17 protein-coding genes are annotated in these 17,485 nt (G+C 56.8%); 11 read left to right on the forward strand and 6 right to left on the reverse strand.

Going from position 1 to position 17,485, the window contains the following annotated elements; translation table 11 throughout:
* Nucleotides 1–60 precede the first annotated feature (60 nt).
* Nucleotides 61–1,176: an AI-2E family transporter YdiK gene (gene ydiK, locus L362_RS17290; protein WP_021241100.1), complete on the reverse strand. Its 1,116-nt coding sequence runs from the start codon at nt 1,174–1,176 to the stop codon at nt 61–63.
* Between the two features lie 200 nt (nt 1,177–1,376).
* On the opposite strand from ydiK, the gene L362_RS17285 reads away from it, so the two are divergent.
* The 3 genes from L362_RS17285 (at nt 1,377) to L362_RS17275 (ending at nt 5,120) form a co-directional block, all read left to right on the forward strand.
* On the forward strand, nt 1,377–4,433 hold the full coding sequence (locus L362_RS17285) for a D-2-hydroxyglutarate dehydrogenase YdiJ (protein WP_023343950.1): 3,057 nt from the start codon (nt 1,377–1,379) through the stop codon (nt 4,431–4,433).
* Nucleotides 4,430–4,840: a 1,4-dihydroxy-2-naphthoyl-CoA hydrolase gene (gene menI, locus L362_RS17280; RefSeq protein ID WP_021241102.1), complete on the forward strand. Its 411-nt coding sequence runs from the start codon at nt 4,430–4,432 to the stop codon at nt 4,838–4,840. Before L362_RS17285 ends, menI begins: the two co-directional genes overlap by 4 nt.
* An 85-nt stretch (nt 4,841–4,925) precedes the next feature.
* Nucleotides 4,926–5,120: a YdiH family protein gene (locus L362_RS17275; protein WP_023343951.1), complete on the forward strand. Its 195-nt coding sequence runs from the start codon at nt 4,926–4,928 to the stop codon at nt 5,118–5,120.
* A 50-nt stretch (nt 5,121–5,170) separates the two neighbouring features.
* Here L362_RS17275 and L362_RS17270 read toward each other — a convergent pair whose 3' ends face one another.
* The 5 genes from L362_RS17270 to ycgZ all read right to left on the reverse strand — a co-directional run bounded on the left by L362_RS17270 (nt 5,171) and on the right by ycgZ (nt 9,145).
* The gene (locus tag L362_RS17270; RefSeq protein ID WP_023343952.1) at nt 5,171–5,800 is read right to left on the reverse strand and encodes a helix-turn-helix domain-containing protein; all 630 of its coding nucleotides are present in this window, start codon (nt 5,798–5,800) and stop codon (nt 5,171–5,173) included.
* A 131-nt stretch (nt 5,801–5,931) separates the two neighbouring features.
* A complete protein-coding gene (gene fdhF / locus L362_RS17265) occupies nt 5,932–8,082 on the reverse strand; it encodes a formate dehydrogenase subunit alpha (protein WP_023343953.1) in 2,151 nt (716 codons plus the stop codon).
* A 190-nt stretch (nt 8,083–8,272) separates the two neighbouring features.
* Nucleotides 8,273–8,551: a biofilm/acid-resistance regulator YmgB/AriR gene (locus L362_RS17260; protein WP_008500635.1), complete on the reverse strand. Its 279-nt coding sequence runs from the start codon at nt 8,549–8,551 to the stop codon at nt 8,273–8,275.
* A gap of 29 nt (nt 8,552–8,580) precedes the next feature.
* Nucleotides 8,581–8,901, reverse strand: a complete 321-nt coding sequence (locus L362_RS0122865) for a hypothetical protein (protein ID WP_032637695.1) — start codon at nt 8,899–8,901, stop codon at nt 8,581–8,583.
* A gap of 4 nt (nt 8,902–8,905) precedes the next feature.
* Nucleotides 8,906–9,145, reverse strand: a complete 240-nt coding sequence (gene ycgZ, locus L362_RS17255) for a regulatory protein YcgZ (protein ID WP_008500634.1) — start codon at nt 9,143–9,145, stop codon at nt 8,906–8,908.
* A gap of 340 nt (nt 9,146–9,485) precedes the next feature.
* Here ycgZ and L362_RS17250 point away from each other — a divergent pair, with 340 nt between their 5' ends.
* The 8 genes from L362_RS17250 to sufE all read left to right on the forward strand — a co-directional run bounded on the left by L362_RS17250 (nt 9,486) and on the right by sufE (nt 17,454).
* Nucleotides 9,486–10,706: a diguanylate phosphodiesterase gene (locus L362_RS17250; protein ID WP_023292651.1), complete on the forward strand. Its 1,221-nt coding sequence runs from the start codon at nt 9,486–9,488 to the stop codon at nt 10,704–10,706.
* 188 nt (nt 10,707–10,894) lie between these two features.
* A complete protein-coding gene (locus L362_RS17245; protein WP_008500632.1) occupies nt 10,895–11,623 on the forward strand; it encodes a MerR family transcriptional regulator in 729 nt (242 codons plus the stop codon).
* A 313-nt stretch (nt 11,624–11,936) separates the two neighbouring features.
* On the forward strand, nt 11,937–12,305 hold the full coding sequence (gene sufA / locus L362_RS17240) for a Fe-S cluster assembly scaffold SufA (RefSeq protein ID WP_023343954.1): 369 nt from the start codon (nt 11,937–11,939) through the stop codon (nt 12,303–12,305).
* Nucleotides 12,306–12,313: 8 nt separating this feature from the next.
* Entirely contained in the window at nt 12,314–13,804 is a 1,491-nt protein-coding gene (sufB, locus tag L362_RS17235; protein WP_008500630.1) for a Fe-S cluster assembly protein SufB, read from the forward strand.
* A 9-nt stretch (nt 13,805–13,813) separates the two neighbouring features.
* The gene (sufC, locus tag L362_RS17230; RefSeq protein WP_008500629.1) at nt 13,814–14,560 is read left to right on the forward strand and encodes a Fe-S cluster assembly ATPase SufC; all 747 of its coding nucleotides are present in this window, start codon (nt 13,814–13,816) and stop codon (nt 14,558–14,560) included.
* Nucleotides 14,535–15,806, forward strand: a complete 1,272-nt coding sequence (gene sufD, locus L362_RS17225) for a Fe-S cluster assembly protein SufD (protein WP_008500628.1) — start codon at nt 14,535–14,537, stop codon at nt 15,804–15,806. The genes sufC and sufD overlap by 26 nt, the downstream gene beginning before the upstream one ends.
* Nucleotides 15,803–17,023 carry a cysteine desulfurase SufS gene (gene sufS / locus L362_RS17220; protein ID WP_023343955.1) on the forward strand — a complete coding sequence of 407 codons (1,221 nt, stop codon included), beginning with the start codon at nt 15,803–15,805 and terminating at the stop codon, nt 17,021–17,023. Before sufD ends, sufS begins: the two co-directional genes overlap by 4 nt.
* A 14-nt stretch (nt 17,024–17,037) precedes the next feature.
* Nucleotides 17,038–17,454, forward strand: coding sequence for a cysteine desulfuration protein SufE (gene sufE, locus L362_RS17215; RefSeq protein WP_023343956.1), 417 nt, complete (start codon nt 17,038–17,040; stop codon nt 17,452–17,454).
* The last annotated feature ends 31 nt before the right edge of the window (nt 17,455–17,485 follow it).

Genomic DNA, 17,485 nt, shown 5'->3' on the forward strand with positions numbered 1-17,485 from the left:
GTTAAAGTATTGGGTGGGGGAATGTAGGCCGGGTAAGCGTTAGCGCCACCCGGCAAAAACTTAATGCGTGTTCTTCTCTTCCAGCTCTTCCAGTTCGCTCAAAATCACGTCCGGGTCGGTTCCCGGCGGCGGAATTTCATGCACCCAGGCGGAGAACAGACGCCAGGTAACGGCGAGCAGCACCGGGCCGATAAACAGGCCAATCATGCCGAAGGCAATCAAGCCGCCAATCACCCCGGAGAGGATCAGGATCAGCGGCAGGTCTGCGCCCATGCGGATGAGAATCGGGCGAATGACGTTATCCATGGTGCCGACCACGCAGCTCCAGACCAGCAGCACCGTTCCCCACGTGGTATCTCCCGTCCAGTAGAGCCAGATAATGCAGGGCACCAGCACCAGCAGCGGCCCCAGTTGTGCAAGACAGGTCATCAGCATGACAACGGTGAATATCGTGGCATACGGTACGCCGGAAATCGCCAGACCAATACCGCCCAGCACCGCCTGCACCAGCGCGGTGACCACCACGCCCAGCGCCACCGCGCGTACGGCCTGCGCCGCCAGCAGTACCGCAGCGTCACCGCGTTTGCCCGCCAGGCGGGTGGCAAAGTGACGAACGCCCAAAGCCACCTGCTCACCGCGCCAGTAAAGCAGGGCGCTGAAGAGCAGCATCAGGGTACAGTGCATCATAAAGCGGCCAATATGCGCCGCCTGACCCACAAACCAGGTGGTGGTGGTGCCAATATACGGGCGCACTTTTGCCATCAGCGCGCTGCCGCCCATCTCCAGCAGGCTGTGCCAGCCGCTGTAGAGCTTGGCGCCCACGACCGGAATGCTGTTCAGCCAGGCGAGATCCGGCAGCGTGAGATCGCCGCTGGTCACGGCGCGGATCACCGGGCCGCTGGAGTCGACGAGACTGTTGACCAGCAGCGCAATGGGAATAATAAACAGCAGGAACAGCAGCAGCGTCATGACCAGCACCGCTAACCCGCGGCGGCCGAACAGCAGCTTCTGCAAGCGCAGCAGCAGAGGCCACGTGGCAACGACGACGGTCGCGGCCCAGGCGAAGCCAAGAATAAAGGGTTGAACAATCCACAGACACGCAATGATCATGAGGGCCAGGAACAGCACCGACAGCAAAATTTGCGCAACATCCCTGGGCTGGCGAAGATTGACCATAAATGAAACTTTCCTTAAAAGAACGCCAGCGCGGCTGGCGGGAACGGAAAACCGCATCTCTTTAATCATTAATGATCTCAGCGGTTTTTGACAGGCGGATTTTGCCCGTAATTCTACGAAGCACATAAGAAAAAAATGTGATAAAACTTTCCGGACACAACGCAAACGATTTCACATTACTCTAATTAGGGTCGACAGTCATGATCCCACAGATTTCCCAGGCACCCGGCGTCGTTCAGCTGGTGCTTAATTTTTTGCAGGCACTGGAGCAACAGGGTTTTACAGGTGATACCGCCACGAACTATGCCGACAGGCTGACGATGGCAACCGATAACAGTATTTACCAGCTTCTTCCCGATGCCGTCGTTTTCCCTCGTTCTACGGCCGACGTGGCGCTGATTGCCCGACTCGCCACGCAGGAACGCTTTGCCTCGCTGGTCTTTACGCCGCGCGGCGGCGGCACCGGGACCAACGGTCAGGCGCTGAACCAGGGCATCATTGTTGATATGTCGCGCTATATGAACCGCATCATTGAGATCAACCCGGAAGAGGGGTGGGTGCGGGTCGAAGCGGGCGTTATCAAAGATCAGCTTAACCAGTACCTCAAGCCTTACGGCTACTTTTTTGCCCCGGAACTTTCCACCAGTAACCGCGCGACCCTCGGCGGGATGATCAACACGGATGCCTCCGGTCAGGGCTCGCTGGTCTACGGCAAAACCTCCGATCATGTGCTGGGCGTGCGGGCCGTTCTGATGGGCGGCGATATTCTCGATACGCAGCCGATGCCGGTCGAACTGGCGGAAACGCTGGGTAAAGATAACACCGCCAGCGGACGCATCTACCGTACCGTGCTGGAGCGCTGCCGCGACAACCGCCAGCTTATTCTCGACAAATTCCCCAAACTGAACCGCTTCTTAACGGGCTACGACCTGCGCCACGTCTTTAACGACGACCTGACCCAGTTCGATTTAACCCGCGTGCTCACCGGTTCCGAAGGGACGCTGGCGTTTATCACCGAGGCGCGGCTGGATATCACCCGCCTGCCGAAGGTGCGTCGTCTGGTGAACGTCAAATATGACTCTTTCGACTCCGCGCTGCGCAATGCGCCGTTTATGGTGGAGGCGAAAGCGCTGTCGGTTGAGACGGTCGACTCCAAAGTGCTCAACCTGGCCCGGGAAGATATTGTCTGGCACTCCGTCAGCGATCTCATTACCGACGTGCCGGATAAAGAGATGCTCGGCCTCAATATCGTGGAATTTGCCGGCGACGATGCGACGCTGATTGAGAGCCAGGTCACCACGCTCTGCCAGCGGCTGGATGAGCTGATTGCGCAGGGCGAAGGCGGCGTGATCGGCTGGCAGCTCTGTAACGATCTGGCCGGGATTGAGCGTATCTATGCGATGCGTAAAAAAGCCGTGGGCCTGCTCGGCAATGCGAAAGGGGCGGCGAAGCCGATTCCCTTTGCCGAAGATACCTGCGTGCCGCCTGAGCATCTGGCGGATTATATCGTCGAGTTTCGCGCCCTGCTGGACAGCCACGGCCTGAGCTACGGCATGTTCGGCCACGTCGATGCCGGGGTACTGCACGTGCGTCCGGCGCTGGATATGTGCGACCCGCAGCAGGAGATCCTGATGAAGCAGATCTCCGACGATGTGGTGGCCTTAACCGCCAAATATGGCGGTCTGCTCTGGGGAGAGCACGGGAAAGGATTCCGCGCGGAATACAGCCCGGCATTCTTCGGCGAACAGCTCTATGCGGAGCTGCGCAAGGTGAAGGCGGCTTTCGACCCGCATAACCGCCTCAACCCGGGCAAAATCTGCCCGCCTGAAGGCGTGGACGCGCCAATGATGCAGGTGGATGCCGTTAAGCGCGGCACGTACGACAGACAGATCCCGATTGCGGTGCGCTCTTCCTGGCGCGGCGCGATGGAGTGTAACGGCAACGGCCTGTGCTTTAACTTTGATGTGAAAAGCCCGATGTGTCCGTCGATGAAAATCACCAGCAACCGCATTCATTCGCCGAAAGGGAGGGCGACGCTGGTGCGCGAGTGGCTGCGTCTGCTGGCGGACCGTGGCGTCGATCCTCTCAGGCTGGAGCAGGAGCTGCCGGAAAAACGGGCCAGCCTGCGCGCGCTGATTGAGCGCACCCGCAACAGCTGGCATGCCAACAAGGGCGAGTATGATTTCTCCCATGAGGTGAAAGAGGCGATGTCCGGCTGTCTGGCCTGTAAAGCCTGCTCTACCCAGTGCCCGATTAAAATCGACGTCCCTGAATTCCGCTCGCGCTTCCTGCAGCTTTACCACACGCGCTATCTGCGTCCGGTGCGCGACCATCTGGTGGCGACGGTAGAGAGCTATGCGCCGCTGATGGCGCGCGCGCCGAAGACCTTCAACTTCTTTATCAACCAGCCGCTGGTGCGCAAGCTTTCCGAAAAGCATATCGGCATGGTCGATCTGCCGCTGCTGTCGGTGCCGTCTCTGCAGCGCCAGCTCGTCGGGCATCGTTCGGCGAACATGACCCTGGAGCAGCTGGAGGCGCTCACGCCTGAGCAAAAAGCGAAGGTGGTGCTGGTGGTGCAGGATCCGTTTACCAGCTACTACGATGCCCAGGTGGTTGCGGACTTTATCCGCCTGTCGGAAAAGCTGGGCTATCAGCCGGTTGTGCTGCCGTTCTCGCCCAACGGCAAGGCGCAGCACATTAAAGGCTTCCTGACGCGCTTTGCGAAGACCGCGCAGAAAACATCTGACTTCTTAAACCGCGTGGCGCAACTCGGGATACCGATGGTCGGCGTCGACCCGGCGCTGGTGCTGTGCTACCGCGATGAATACAGGCAGACGCTGGGCGATAAGCGCGGTGATTTCCACGTCATGCTGGTGCACGAGTGGCTGCCGACGGCCCTGGAAGACAAAGCGGTTCAGGACGTCAGCGGTGAGCCGTGGTACCTGTTCGGACACTGCACGGAAGTCACCGCGCTGCCTGGCGCCCCCGCGCAGTGGGCGTCCGTCTTTGCCCGCTTCGGCGCGAAGCTGGAGAGCGTTAGCGTGGGCTGCTGCGGTATGGCCGGCACGTACGGACACGAAGTGAAAAACCACGCCAACTCGCTCGGCATTTATGAGCTGTCCTGGCATCAGGCGATGCAGCGCTTGCCGCGAAACCGCTGTCTGGCGACGGGATACTCCTGCCGCAGCCAGGTGAAACGGGTAGAGGGTAACGGCGTACGCCACCCATTGCAGGCTTTACTGGAGATAATTGGATGATCTGGAAACGTGCCGTGACGCTGCAGGCGCTGAACGCCATGGGCGAGGGGAATATGGTGGGGCTGCTGGATATCCAGTTCACCCGCATTGGCGACGATGACATTGAGGCCACCATGCCTGTCGATCGTCGCACCCACCAGCCGTTTGGTTTATTGCACGGCGGGGCGTCCGTCGTGCTGGCCGAAACCCTGGGCTCGGTGGCGGGATATCTCTGTACCGAAGGGGAGCAGAAGGTGGTCGGACTCGAGGTGAATGCTAATCATATCCGCTCGGTACGCAGCGGGCGCGTGCGCGGCGTGTGCCGCGCGCTGCACGCCGGTAGTCGCCACCAGGTGTGGCAGATTGACATTCTCGACGAGCAGGATCGCCTGTGCTGCTCTTCAAGGTTGACGACAGCGGTCGTGTAAAGTTTTCAGATGTTTTGCCTTTGGTCAAAAACTAGCCAGTGGGTTGTGATATACTGGTCAGGTTTTGTACATAAGCGAGGACATCATGGATACTGAAATAACCCCAACACAGCTGGCAATTGAATATTTACGTCGCGATAAGAGCAATCTGTCCCCGGCGCAGTACCTGAAAAAGCTGAAACAGCTTGAGCTGGAATTTACAGATTTGATGGCGCTCTCTTCGAATGAGCTGAAAGAAGAGATCTACTTTGCCTGGCGGTTGGGCGTTCACGTCCATTGAGAGAGTAATGTTGAAAAGGCCGCAACTGCGGCCTTTTTTGTGCCTGAGATTCAGTATTTAGCGGGGAGCTTGTTGATTTTGATAAGCCTGCCTTCTTCCATTTCGATAAATCCGCCGGTTTTCAAATCCGCCAGAATGCGCATCACGCCGCTGCGGGAGAGGTGGGTTTTCTCCCTGATATACTTCTCCGCCGTCACGCTGAGCCGATAACCCTCCTCTTCCTCCGTCAGCTTCATCAACTGCTGGCGAATCATCTCATACGCCGTTGGCGCGCCCTGCGGCATCACGTTGTTATAGAGACGGCTATACACATACATGAGCTGTTGAGAGAGCAGTCCCCAAAGCGCTTTCTCTTTAATAATGGCATTCACCCTTTCTGTGGTGACCGTCCCGATTAGGCAGGGGCTGACGGTCTTAAGATAATCACTAAAATAGATATCAGTGAGGTTAGCGAGGCCGAAAACAGCAGGGCTACGGGCCGTAGACAGCATCATGTTATCGCTTCTTCTGTAGACGGCGATGGTTCCTTCAAGAATTAAATAGCACATGCCCTGACCATTGACCTGCAGGTCCAGCCGCTCGCCGCGGGCGGTATGTCGCGTTGTGCAATCAGGTAACAGGTGTGAAATAAGCGCTTGCGCGTGGGGAGAACCCCGCTGAGACTTTTCTGGAAGGGACATGGTTGCCGACAGCCTTAAAAAAAACCTGGCTAATTATAGCGCTTCTCTTTGGGACGGGTAAGCGAGTTGCTTGTTATTGCATGATACCGTACGCGATTGCCGGGTGGCGGTTACGGCACCCGGCATTTTCCTCAGACGTTCGCCGCACTTATCAGCCGCGACTTCATGGACTGATACGCCGATGCGGCATAGTCCTCTGCCCAGCGCTGGTCCTCAATCGCCTCCAGCTGCACCGCGCAGTACTTCGTTTCCGGGGTTTTGGAGATGGGATCGAGGTTATCCTGGGTTAGCTCGTTGCAGGCGCCAATCCACCACTGATAGGTCATATAAACGGCCCCGGCGTTGATGCGCTCGCTGATGCTGGCGCGGGAAATTACTTTCCCCCGGCGGGAGCGCACCCAGACCAGCTGTCCGTCGGCAATGCCCAGCTTGTCCGCATCGGCAGGGTTCATTTGCACCCGGCCCGGCTCGTCGGCCAGGCTTTGCAGCGCGGCGCAGTTCCCGGTCATGGAGCGGCAGGAGTAGTGTCCCACCTCGCGTACCGTACACAGCACCAGCGGGAAATCCGCATCCGGGGTTTCCGCCGGCGCGCGCCACGGTGCGGCAAAGAGTTGCCCTTTACCGCTCGGCGTGTCGAACTGATTGTCTTTGTACAGGTACGGCGTACCGGGGTGATCCAGCGTCGGGCACGGCCATTGAACGTGACCCATCTCGCCCATTTTTTCATACGTCACGCCGTAGAAGAGCGGGCACAGCTCGCGCATCTCGTCCCAGATTTGCTGGTTGGAATCATAATGCATCGGATAGCCCATCTCGGTGGCGAGCAGGCTGATGATCTCCCAGTCGCGCTTCACGTTGCCGCTGGCTTCAATGGCTTTGCCAAAACGCTGGAAGCCGCGATCGGCACAGGTAAAGACGCCGCCGTGTTCACCCCATGAGGTAGCCGGGAGCAGAACGTCCGCCACCTCTGCCGTTTTGGTCATAAAGATGTCCTGAACCACGACAAACTCGAGCGCCTCAAAACCGCTGCGCACCAGGCCGAGATCGGCTTCGGTCTGGAGCGGATCTTCTCCCATGATGTAATAGGCTTTGACCTTGCCTTCCAGCGCAAGATGCGGCACTTCGGTAATGCGCGTCCCGACGCGATCGTCCATTTTATTGACATCAATTCCCCAGGCATCGGCGAACTTCTGCCGGACCGCCGGGTCGGTCACATCCTGATAGCCGGGGAACATATTCGGCAGTACGCCCATATCGCAGGCACCCTGGACGTTGTTCTGACCGCGCACCGGTCCGACGCCGACGGCGGGGCGACCGAGATTCCCGGTCAGCAGCGCCAGGCTGGAAAGCCCTTTGACCACATCAACGGCCTGACCAAACTGGGTCACGCCCATTCCCCACATCACGGTAGCGGAAGGAGCCGCCGCAAAGGTGCGCATCGCCTGGCGGACGTCACGGGCGGGGATGCCGGTAAGATGTTCAACCTTCTCAGGCGCATAGTCTTTTACCGTTTGCCGGTAGGCCTCAAGCCCTTCCGTAAAGCGCGCCACGTAGCTTTTGTCGTACAGCTCCTCTTCCAGCAGCACATAGCCAAAGGCGTTCACCAGCGCCATGTTGCTGCCGTTATTCAGCTGAAGATGTTGGTCGGCAATACGCGCCGTTTCAATACGGCGCGGATCGCAGACGATAATTTTTGCGCCGTTTTCACGCGCTTTCAGCACGCGGCGGGCAACGATAGGGTGGGAGTCCGCGCAGTTATAGCCAAACACCAGCAGGCATTTTGAGTTTTCAATATCGTTAATGGCGTTGCTCATCGCGCCGTTGCCGAGCGTTTCCTGTAAACCCGCCACGGACGGGCCATGACAGACGCGCGCGCAGCAGTCCACGTTGTTGGTGTTCAGCACCGCGCGGGCAAACTTTTGCATCACGTAGTTGGTTTCATTGCCGGTGCCGCGAGAGGAGCCGGTGGTCATGATCGACCGCGGCCCGTGCTGCGCTTTAATGCTGCTGAGCCTGTGGGCGGTGTAGCGGATCGCCTCTTCCCAGGTAACGGGGGTGAAGGCTTCGCCTTTGCGGTAGCGGATCATGGGCTGGGTAAGGCGGGGGGTGAGAAGACGGGTGTCGTTGAGGAAGTCCCAGCCGTAAAACCCTTTCAGACATAAGGTGCCCTGGTTTGTGACCCCCTCTGCCGCTTCGGCACGGATGATACGGTTATTTTCAACAACAAGGTTCAATTTACAGCCTGCACCGCAGTACGGGCAGACGCTGGCGATCTTTTTCATCAATAACAGACCTGTTAAGAAATGAAGCAAAGTTAACTGGAAAAACCAGTCCCGTATGCGGAGATAAGCAGGAAGCGTGCCAGGTTGGCTTTGCGTGTATTACAGGGTGTTATGGGGGAGGGCGCGTGTCATCGTCAGGCCGATCGTCAGTTTTGACGATGACACGTTAGGGGGCGCGGCGAGCAGGAACTCAGAGATCGTCCATGGTGTAACCCACCACGATTTCCAGCGTCTTACGAATCACATCCGCCTGAACCACGTCGTTGGTGGATTCCAGCGTCTGAATGAGCCAGAGGATGATCGCTTTATTGGAAAGATGACCTTCGGAGGCCAGAACACAGCGTACTGCAGTAGAAAAAATAGCGGACTCTTCAGCAAAACGATCGCCTGCATGGCGGAAATACTCCGCCAGCGCACTGTCTAAAAAAGCAGAGTGATATTCGGGTTGAAGCTGAATATTTTGTCTCATTTGTTCTCACCGTAGCTGTTAAATTGCAGTCAATGTATTTTTTTGGGATCGGACGGTTTTCCACTTCCAAATAACGGCACTACATTGTCTCGGTTATCGTTGAGAGATCCCTCTCTTTTTGATCGTCCTTGCGCGGTTCTGCGACGTGTAAAGGCGATGCTGTTTGAGCCGATCTCGGCAATCACCACCGCAAGTGTCTCCCGCCGCTGGGGATCCTTTTCATGTTCTTTCATGACCCGCAGACGCTGTAGCAAGCCTTCAGTTGTCACCGGTCCCCGCTCTTTCAGAAGACAGAGAACGGCTTCACCGATAAGCTGGTCTATCAGTCGGTCTGCGTTACTGCGATTCATATCCTTACCGTTCGAAGAGCAGACCAAGCAGCATGTGGTAATGCTCTTCCTCTTCCGGCCCATCGGCCTTTTCGAGGCGGCTGAGCAATTTTGTACAAAGCGATTTGCGATTAAGGTTTCGCCCGTCGCTGAGAATTTCAACAACCACCTGGCCCAGCGTTTCCTGTTGGGTCGGAAGCGCGGCTTTTTCGAAGTACTGTGCGATTGCTGCTGCGGAATCTGCGACGTAACCTTTCTGCTGCATGTTTCGCTCCTGTAAAATTTTGTAATCAGTAACGTTACATTTAAGGTATACACAATTTCCAAATCTGTACATCTAAAATGTACAGATTTTTAGATTTTTTACGATATATTTTATAAATCATTTATTTTTCATTACGTTGTGTTGGCGTTGTGATGGGGGGTGAGTGCAGGATATATTGTACAAAAAGCGCAGGTGCTGGTAAGTTGTACAGCCGAGTCAAACGGTCTCATTAACTGCCGTAAATGGTTGAGATGTAAATTATTTGTCAGGCAATTAATGTGCTATAAATGAACATTCCCCACGTCTTTTGTGGCCAAAACCCTAACCTCCCAGGAATAGCATGCTCACAACCATCATTTACCGCAGTCATATCTGCGAGGACGTTCCAGTGAAAGCGCTGGAAGCAATGGTCGCTGCTGCAAATCGTAAAAATCGGCAATCCAATGTCACGGGGATCCTGCTGTTTAACGGCACACATTTTTTTCAACTGCTGGAAGGGCCGGTGGAGCACGTTTCGGCTATCTATGAGCAGATCTGCAACGACCCGCGCCACCATAACGTAGTCGAGTTGATGCGCGATCACGGCCCTGTCCGGCGTTTTGGCAACGTGGGTATGGAGCTTTTTGATTTGCGCCACTTCGACAGGGACGAGGTACTGCAGCAGGTGCTCGATAAGGGGACGACACGCTACCAGCTGACGTATAACGACCGCCCTCTGCAGTTTTTCCGCACCTTTGTCGAGGCCACGGAAAAAGCGAACTATTTTGAACTGCCGCCTGCGGACTCATGGGAATTCGTTCGCGAAGAGACGCGCTTGTCCGCGCAGCCGGAGGTGGTCGCGAAAGGGGCGGATTGCAGCTTCGCGTTCCAGCCGATAGTCGATCCGTTTATGCAGCAGGTTGTCTCCTGGGAGGCGCTTCTCCGCACCCCGTCCGGCGACTCGCCGGGGGCCTATTTCGCCAGCCTTCCGCAGGAGGAAGTGTACACCTCTGATTTGCAGAGCAAGCAGGTGGCTCTGTCTATGGCCAGCGCGCTGGGGTTACAGGACCAGACGTTATCCCTGAACCTGCTGCCTATGACGCTGGTTAACATTCCCAACGCCGTGGATTTTCTGCTCACCGCGATTGAAGCAAACGGTTTTGTACCTGAGCAAATCGTGGTGGAGTTCACCGAGAGCGAAGCCATTTCCCGTTTTGATGAATTCACGGATTCGGTCAGGCAGTTAAAAAGCGCGGGTATCAGCGTGACGATCGATCACTTTGGTGCCGGTTTTGCCGGGCTGCAGCTGCTGGCCCACTTCCAGCCTGACAGAATTAAGATTAATCGCGATCTGGTCGCGAACGTGCATAAAAGTGGCCCCCGACAGGCCATCATTCAGGCGATCATCAAATGCTGTTCCTCGCTTGAAATCCAGTTCTGCGCGGTGGGGGTAGAGAAGGCAGAAGAGTGGATGTGGCTGGAATCTGCGGGAATTTCCCAGTTCCAGGGGCATCTTTTTGCCAGCCCCCGGCACGGCGGGATTCCAGCCATTGCCTGGCCGGAGAAAAAGTTCGAATTGTGATAAAGCTGTACACAATCTGGCAGACGTTACTGTACGAACGGTAAATTTTATACAACAATGTATTAACAGGTGGATGGGGTGGTAAGCCATTCACCCGTTCAAAATGCGGTCTTAGTTATACAAATGGTTTGTACAATCTGATAAGGTTGGTGCAGTTAGGTATGGAAGTTCTGAGCGTGAGGGAGTTAATGGCCTATTACAGTATCGGCGAAGTGGCCGAACGATGCGGTATCAACCCCGTTACGCTGCGTGCCTGGCAGCGCCGTTATGGATTGTTGAAGCCGCAGCGCAGCGAAGGGGGCCATCGTCAGTTTGACGATGAAGATATCCTGCGTATAGAAGAGATCAAACGCCTGATGAAGAGCGGCGTTTCGGTCGGGAAAGTAAAAGCCTTGCTGGAAAACAAGGAAGTGTTGACTCAGGGCAACTGGGTCTCGTTCCAGGAAGAGATGATGACCGTTCTGCGCTACGCCAGCCCGGCAAAGCTGCGCGCCAAAATTGGTGAGTTCCGCCGCGATCACCCGATAGATTCCCTGATTGACAATATCATTTCTCCCGTCCGGCAGCGGATGAACCAGGACCAAAATACCGTGCGACACATGGCGAGCCTGTTAGACGGAGTCCTGATTGAATTCGCGATTGCAAGCCTGGCGGAGTCCCGTAAGAAAGCCGGTAAAGACGCTCTCCTGATCGGCTGGGAGTGCGATGACCGCACCCATCTGTGGCTCGAAGCCGCGCGCTTAGCGCAGAAGGGCTGGCACATTGACGTCCTGGCAGAACCGATTGATTCGCCGCGTCCTGAACTGTTCCCGGGGCAAAAAATCTTCGTCTGGACGGGGAAATCGCCAACGCCTCGACAGCAGGAACAGCTCGACCACTGGCGTGAACAGGGGTTTGCTGTCTCATTTCATCATTAAGTGTAAGAGGCCTTGAGGGCCTTTTTTTATTTTTGTCACTTTCCATGCAAAAGCTATCTCAAAAATAGGCATTTCCAATGCATATTTTACGTTTCTCCTCTCCTGCCCAAATGCCACAACGAAATGCATTATTAATCAATGTATTGAACAATTAAATCCATCCTGCCTGCATCCTGCCACAGGGTCTATGCTTAATAAAAGTAGGCAAAAAGGGCGGTTTAGCCGAATGCCCCTGCTGACAGAGGGTTGAAGTGATAATCGTTATCACTAACATGGTGTTATGCCCTGATGGCTTATCAGATGAGGTGGACCTATGGAACTGCATTCAGAAATCTTTAATCCTGCCGATTTTGCCTGGCGCGGGTTAACGCTCACGCCAGCGGCGGCGGCACATATTCACGAGCTGGTGGCGAAAAAGCCCGAGATCCTCGGCGTGCGTTTAGGTGTCAAACAGACCGGCTGCGCAGGTTTCGGTTACGTGCTTGATACCGTCACCGAACCCGAGAAAGATGACCTGGTGTTCGAGACCGACGGCGCAAAACTGTACGTCGCGCTGCAGGCCATGCCCTTTATCGACGGCACCGAAGTGGACTACGTCCGCGAAGGCTTAAACCAGTTATTCAAATTTCATAACCCGAAAGCCCAGAACGAATGCGGCTGCGGCGAAAGCTTTGGGGTATAGGCGGAACTATGTCTCGTAATACTGAAGCAACGAGTGAAGTAAATACCTGGAGCGGCGGGCACCTCAACTATAAAGAGGGGTTCTTCACCCAGCTGCAGACCGATGAGCTGGCAAAAGGCATCAATGAAGATGTCGTGCGGGCGATCTCGGCGAAACGTAACGAGCCCGAGTGGATGCTGGAGTTTCGCCTGAGCGCCTACCGCGCCTGGCTGGAGATGGAAGAGCCGCACTGGCTGAAAGCGCATTATGACAAGCTGAACTATCAGGACTACAGCTACTACTCCGCGCCCTCCTGCGGCAGCTGCGATGACACCTGCGCCTCGCAGCCCGGCGCGGTGCAGCAAACCGGCGCGGAGAACAGTTTCCTGAGCAAAGAGGTAGAAGAAGCCTTCAACCAGCTGGGCGTACCGGTGCGCGAAGGGAAAGAGGTGGCGGTGGACGCTATCTTTGACTCGGTCTCGGTGGCCACCACCTACCGCGAGAAGCTGGCAGAGCAGGGGATCATTTTCTGCTCCTTCGGCGAAGCGATTCACGATCATCCTGAACTGGTGAAAAAGTACATCGGAACCGTGGTGCCCTCTAACGACAACTTCTTTGCGGCGCTTAACGCGGCGGTGGCCTCGGACGGCACCTTTATTTACGTGCCGAAAGGCGTGCGCTGTCCGATGGAGCTTTCCACCTATTTCCGCATTAATGCCGAAAAAACCGGCCAGTTCGAACGTACCATTCTGGTCGCGGATGAAGGCAGCTACGTCAGCTATATCGAAGGGTGTTCCGCCCCGGTCCGCGACAGCTATCAGCTGCACGCGGCGGTGGTGGAGGTCATCATCCATAAAGACGCCGAGGTGAAATACTCGACGGTGCAAAACTGGTTCCCGGGCGACGGCAATACCGGCGGCATCCTGAACTTCGTGACCAAGCGTGCGCTGTGCGAAGGCGAAAACAGCAAGATGTCGTGGACCCAGTCCGAAACCGGTTCGGCCATCACCTGGAAATACCCGAGCTGCATCCTGCGCGGGGATAACTCCATCGGCGAGTTTTACTCGGTGGCGCTTACCAGCGGCCATCAGCAGGCGGACACCGGCACCAAGATGATCCACATCGGTAAAAACACCAGATCGACCATCATCTCGAAAGGGATTTCCGCCGGACACAGTCAGAACAGCTATCGCGGGCTGGTGAAAATCATGCCGACGGCGACCAATGCGCGAAACTTCACCCAGTGTGACTCGATGCTGATTGGCGCTGACTGCGGGGCGCATACCTTCCCATACGTCGAATGCCGTAATAACACGGCCCAGCTGGAGCACGAGGCGACCACGTCACGGATTGGGGAAGATCAGCTCTTCTACTGCCTGCAGCGCGGGATCAGCGAAGAGGATGCCATCTCGATGATCGTAAACGGCTTCTGTAAGGACGTGTTCTCTGAACTGCCGCTGGAATTTGCCGTTGAAGCCCAGAAACTCCTCGCCATCAGTCTTGAACACAGCGTCGGTTAAGGAAAGCACATGTTAAGCATTAAAGATTTACAGGTCAGCGTAGAAGATAAAGCCATCCTGCGTGGCCTCAATTTTGACGTCAAGCCGGGCGAAGTCCACGCCATCATGGGGCCGAACGGTTCCGGGAAAAGTACGCTTTCTGCGACGCTGGCAGGACGCGAAGATTATGAGGTGACCCACGGCTCGGTCGAATTTAACGGCAAAGATCTGCTGGAGATGTCGCCGGAAGACCGCGCGGGCGAGGGCATCTTTATGGCGTTCCAGTATCCGGTAGAAATCCCCGGCGTCAGCAACCAGTTCTTCCTGCAAACCGCGCTCAACGCGGTGCGGAAATACCGGGGGCTGGAGGCGCTCGACCGCTTCGACTTCCAGGATTTAATGGAAGAGAAAATCAAGCTGCTGAAAATGCCGGAAGATCTGCTGACCCGCTCGGTGAACGTCGGTTTTTCCGGCGGTGAGAAAAAGCGTAACGACATTCTGCAGATGGCGGTGCTGGAGCCCGAGCTGTGCATTCTGGATGAGACCGACTCCGGTCTGGATATTGACGCCCTGAAGATTGTCGCCGACGGGGTGAACGCCCTGCGCGACGGCAAGCGCTCGTTTATTATCGTCACCCACTACCAGCGCATTCTGGACTACATCAAGCCGGATTACGTCCACGTGCTTTACCAGGGACGCATTGTGAAATCCGGTGATTTCACGCTGGTTAAACAACTGGAGGAGCAGGGTTATGGCTGGCTTACCGAACAGCAGTAATGCGCTCCAGCAGTGGCACCGGCTGTTTGAGGCGCAGGGTAATACGCGCTCCGAGCAGGCGCAGCAGCATCTGCAGCAGATGCTGCGTCTTGGCCTGCCGACGCGCAAGCATGAGAACTGGAAATACACCCCGCTCGATGGCTTGCTGAACGCTGAGTTTGTTACCCGTCTGGCGGATCTCACGCCTGCGCAGCGTGACGCGCTGGCAGTGGGCGTTGATGCCGTGCGCCTGGTGTTTGTCGACGGTCAGTTCCGCCCTGAGCTGAGCGACACGCTCCAGGAGAGCGGATTTGAGATTGAGATAAACGACGATCGCCAGCGCCTGAACGCCCCGGTTCAGCCTGAGGTCTTTCTGCACCTGACCGAAAGCCTGGCCCGCAGCGTGACGCATATCGGCGTGAAGCGTAACCAGCGTCCGGCCAAACCGCTGCTGCTGATGCACATCACTCAGGGTCTGGACGGCGCCGAAATCAATACCGCGCACTATCGCCACCATCTTGAGCTGGCGGAGGGGGCGGAGGCTACGGTCATCGAACATTACGTCAGCCTCAATGAGACGCGTCACTTTACCGGGTCGCGACTGACGATGAACGTGGCGGCGAATGCCCAGCTACACCACATCAAGCTGGCGTTTGAGAATGCGCAGAGCCACCACTTTGCCCATAACGACATTGTCCTGGGACAGGATGCCGCCGCGTACAGCCACAGCTTCCTGCTCGGCGGGGCGGTGCTGCGCCACAACACCAGCACGCAGCTTAACGGTGAAAACACCACGCTGCGCATCAACAGCCTGGCGATGCCGGTTAAATCAGAAGTGTGTGACACGCGCACCTGGCTGGAGCACAACAAAGGCTACTGCAACAGCCGCCAGCTGCATAAAACCATCGTGAGCGATAAAGGGCGTGCGGTGTTTAACGGCCTGATTAACGTGGCGCAGCACGCCATTAAAACCGACGGGCAGATGACCAACAACAATCTGCTGTTAGGTCGCCTGGCAGAGGTGGACACCAAGCCGCAGCTGGAGATCTACGCCGACGACGTGAAATGCAGCCACGGTGCGACGGTCGGGCGAATCGACGACGAGCAGATGTTCTACCTGCGCTCTCGCGGCATCGACCAGCAGGCGGCGCAGAAAATGATTATCTACGCGTTTGCCGCCGAACTGACGGAAGCGCTGCACGATGGTCAGTTAAAACTGCAGGTGCTGGATCGGATCGGTCAGCGCCTGCCTGGAGGCGAAGCATGAGTTTTCCCGTCGAAAAAGTACGGGCAGATTTCCCGGTTCTGACCCGTGAAGTAAACGGTCTGCCGCTGGCCTATCTGGACAGCGCGGCCAGCGCGCAGAAGCCGAATCAGGTGGTGGATGCCGAAGCCGAGTTCTATCGCCACGGCTATGCCGCCGTGCATCGCGGTATCCATACCCTGAGCGCCGAGGCGACCCAGCGGATGGAAAACGTGCGCACGCAGCTTGCCGCCTTCCTTAACGCCCGCTCGCCGGAAGAACTGGTCTTTGTTCGCGGGACCACCGAAGGGATCAACCTTGTCGCTAACAGCTGGGGCAACGCGCAGGTCCACGCGGGGGATAACATCATCATCACCCAGATGGAGCACCACGCCAATATCGTGCCGTGGCAGATGCTCTGCGAGCGCGTAGGGGCGCAGCTGCGGGTGATCCCGCTAAACGCTGACGGGACGCTTCAGCTTGAGCAGCTTGACCTCTTGCTGGATGACCGCACGCGGCTGGTGGCGGTTACCCAGGTCTCCAACGTGCTGGGGACAGAAAACCCGGTGGCAGAGATCGTCGAGAAGGCCCATCAGGCGGGCGCAAAGGTCCTGATTGACGGCGCGCAGGCGGTGATGCACCACGCGGTTGACGTCCAGGCGCTGGAGTGTGATTTCTACGTCTTTTCAGGCCACAAGCTCTACGGGCCGACCGGGATTGGCGTGCTGTATGTGAAAGAAGAGATCCTGCAGGCGATGCCGCCGTGGGAAGGGGGCGGGTCGATGATCGCCACCGTCAGCCTGACGGAAGGCACAACCTACGCGCGCGCCCCGTGGCGTTTTGAGGCGGGCACGCCCAACACCGGCGGCATTATCGGGCTGGGGGCCGCGGTTTCCTACGTTTCCGCGATCGGCCTTGAAAGCATTCAGGAGTATGAACAGCTGCTGATGCACTACGCGCTTGCAGAGCTTGCCAGCGTGCCGGATTTAACCCTCTACGGGCCTGCCGATCGGCAAGGGGTAATCGCGTTTAATCTTGGGAAACACCACGCCTATGACGTGGGCAGTTTCCTCGATAACTACGGCGTGGCGGTCCGCACCGGGCACCACTGCGCCATGCCGCTGATGGCGTTTTACCAGGTACCGGCAATGTGCCGCGCATCGCTGGTGATGTACAACACGACGGAAGAGGTCGACAGGCTGGTGGCGGGGCTGAAGCGCATTCATCAGCTGCTGGGCTAACGGAGAGGCGAAAGATGGCAGAGCTGCCGGACAAAGATAAATTACTGCGCAACTTCTCGCGTTGCGCAAACTGGGAAGAGAAGTATCTCTATATCATCGAGCTGGGACAGCGTTTGCCGCCGCTCGGTGAAGAGGCGCACAGCCCGGAGAACAGTATTCAGGGCTGCCAGAGCCAGGTGTGGATTGTGATGGCGCAGTCGGATGACGGCACGATCGAATTGCGCGGCGACAGCGATGCCGCCATTGTAAAAGGGCTTATTGCGGTCGTCTTTAGCCTTTACCAGAAGATGTCTGCGCAGGATATCGTCGCGTTCGATGTTCGTCCGTGGTTTGAAAAAATGGCCTTAACCCAACACCTCACCCCGTCCCGCTCTCAGGGACTGGAAGCGATGATTCGCGCCATCCGCGCCAAAGCTGCAATCCTTAGCTAGACTTACAGAACAGCATTCATTCTGTTTCGCG

The sequence above is a fragment of the Enterobacter sp. MGH 16 genome (assembly GCF_000493175.1).
Taxonomy (GTDB): domain Bacteria; phylum Pseudomonadota; class Gammaproteobacteria; order Enterobacterales; family Enterobacteriaceae; genus Enterobacter; species Enterobacter roggenkampii.

Excerpts from the sequence above, each read along its gene's own strand:
- ydiK (WP_021241100.1), bottom strand. The coding sequence starts at position 1,176 with ATGGTCAATCTTCGCCAGCCCAGGGATGTTGCGCAAATTTTGCTGTCG.
- L362_RS17285 (WP_023343950.1), top strand. The coding sequence starts at position 1,377 with ATGATCCCACAGATTTCCCAGGCACCCGGCGTCGTTCAGCTGGTGCTT.
- menI (WP_021241102.1), top strand. The coding sequence starts at position 4,430 with ATGATCTGGAAACGTGCCGTGACGCTGCAGGCGCTGAACGCCATGGGC.
- L362_RS17275 (WP_023343951.1), top strand. The coding sequence starts at position 4,926 with ATGGATACTGAAATAACCCCAACACAGCTGGCAATTGAATATTTACGT.
- L362_RS17270 (WP_023343952.1), bottom strand. The coding sequence starts at position 5,800 with ATGTCCCTTCCAGAAAAGTCTCAGCGGGGTTCTCCCCACGCGCAAGCG.
- fdhF (WP_023343953.1), bottom strand. The coding sequence starts at position 8,082 with ATGAAAAAGATCGCCAGCGTCTGCCCGTACTGCGGTGCAGGCTGTAAA.
- L362_RS17260 (WP_008500635.1), bottom strand. The coding sequence starts at position 8,551 with ATGAGACAAAATATTCAGCTTCAACCCGAATATCACTCTGCTTTTTTA.
- L362_RS0122865 (WP_032637695.1), bottom strand. The coding sequence starts at position 8,901 with ATGAATCGCAGTAACGCAGACCGACTGATAGACCAGCTTATCGGTGAA.
- ycgZ (WP_008500634.1), bottom strand. The coding sequence starts at position 9,145 with ATGCAGCAGAAAGGTTACGTCGCAGATTCCGCAGCAGCAATCGCACAG.
- L362_RS17250 (WP_023292651.1), top strand. The coding sequence starts at position 9,486 with ATGCTCACAACCATCATTTACCGCAGTCATATCTGCGAGGACGTTCCA.
- L362_RS17245 (WP_008500632.1), top strand. The coding sequence starts at position 10,895 with ATGGCCTATTACAGTATCGGCGAAGTGGCCGAACGATGCGGTATCAAC.
- sufA (WP_023343954.1), top strand. The coding sequence starts at position 11,937 with ATGGAACTGCATTCAGAAATCTTTAATCCTGCCGATTTTGCCTGGCGC.
- sufB (WP_008500630.1), top strand. The coding sequence starts at position 12,314 with ATGTCTCGTAATACTGAAGCAACGAGTGAAGTAAATACCTGGAGCGGC.
- sufC (WP_008500629.1), top strand. The coding sequence starts at position 13,814 with ATGTTAAGCATTAAAGATTTACAGGTCAGCGTAGAAGATAAAGCCATC.
- sufD (WP_008500628.1), top strand. The coding sequence starts at position 14,535 with ATGGCTGGCTTACCGAACAGCAGTAATGCGCTCCAGCAGTGGCACCGG.
- sufS (WP_023343955.1), top strand. The coding sequence starts at position 15,803 with ATGAGTTTTCCCGTCGAAAAAGTACGGGCAGATTTCCCGGTTCTGACC.
- sufE (WP_023343956.1), top strand. The coding sequence starts at position 17,038 with ATGGCAGAGCTGCCGGACAAAGATAAATTACTGCGCAACTTCTCGCGT.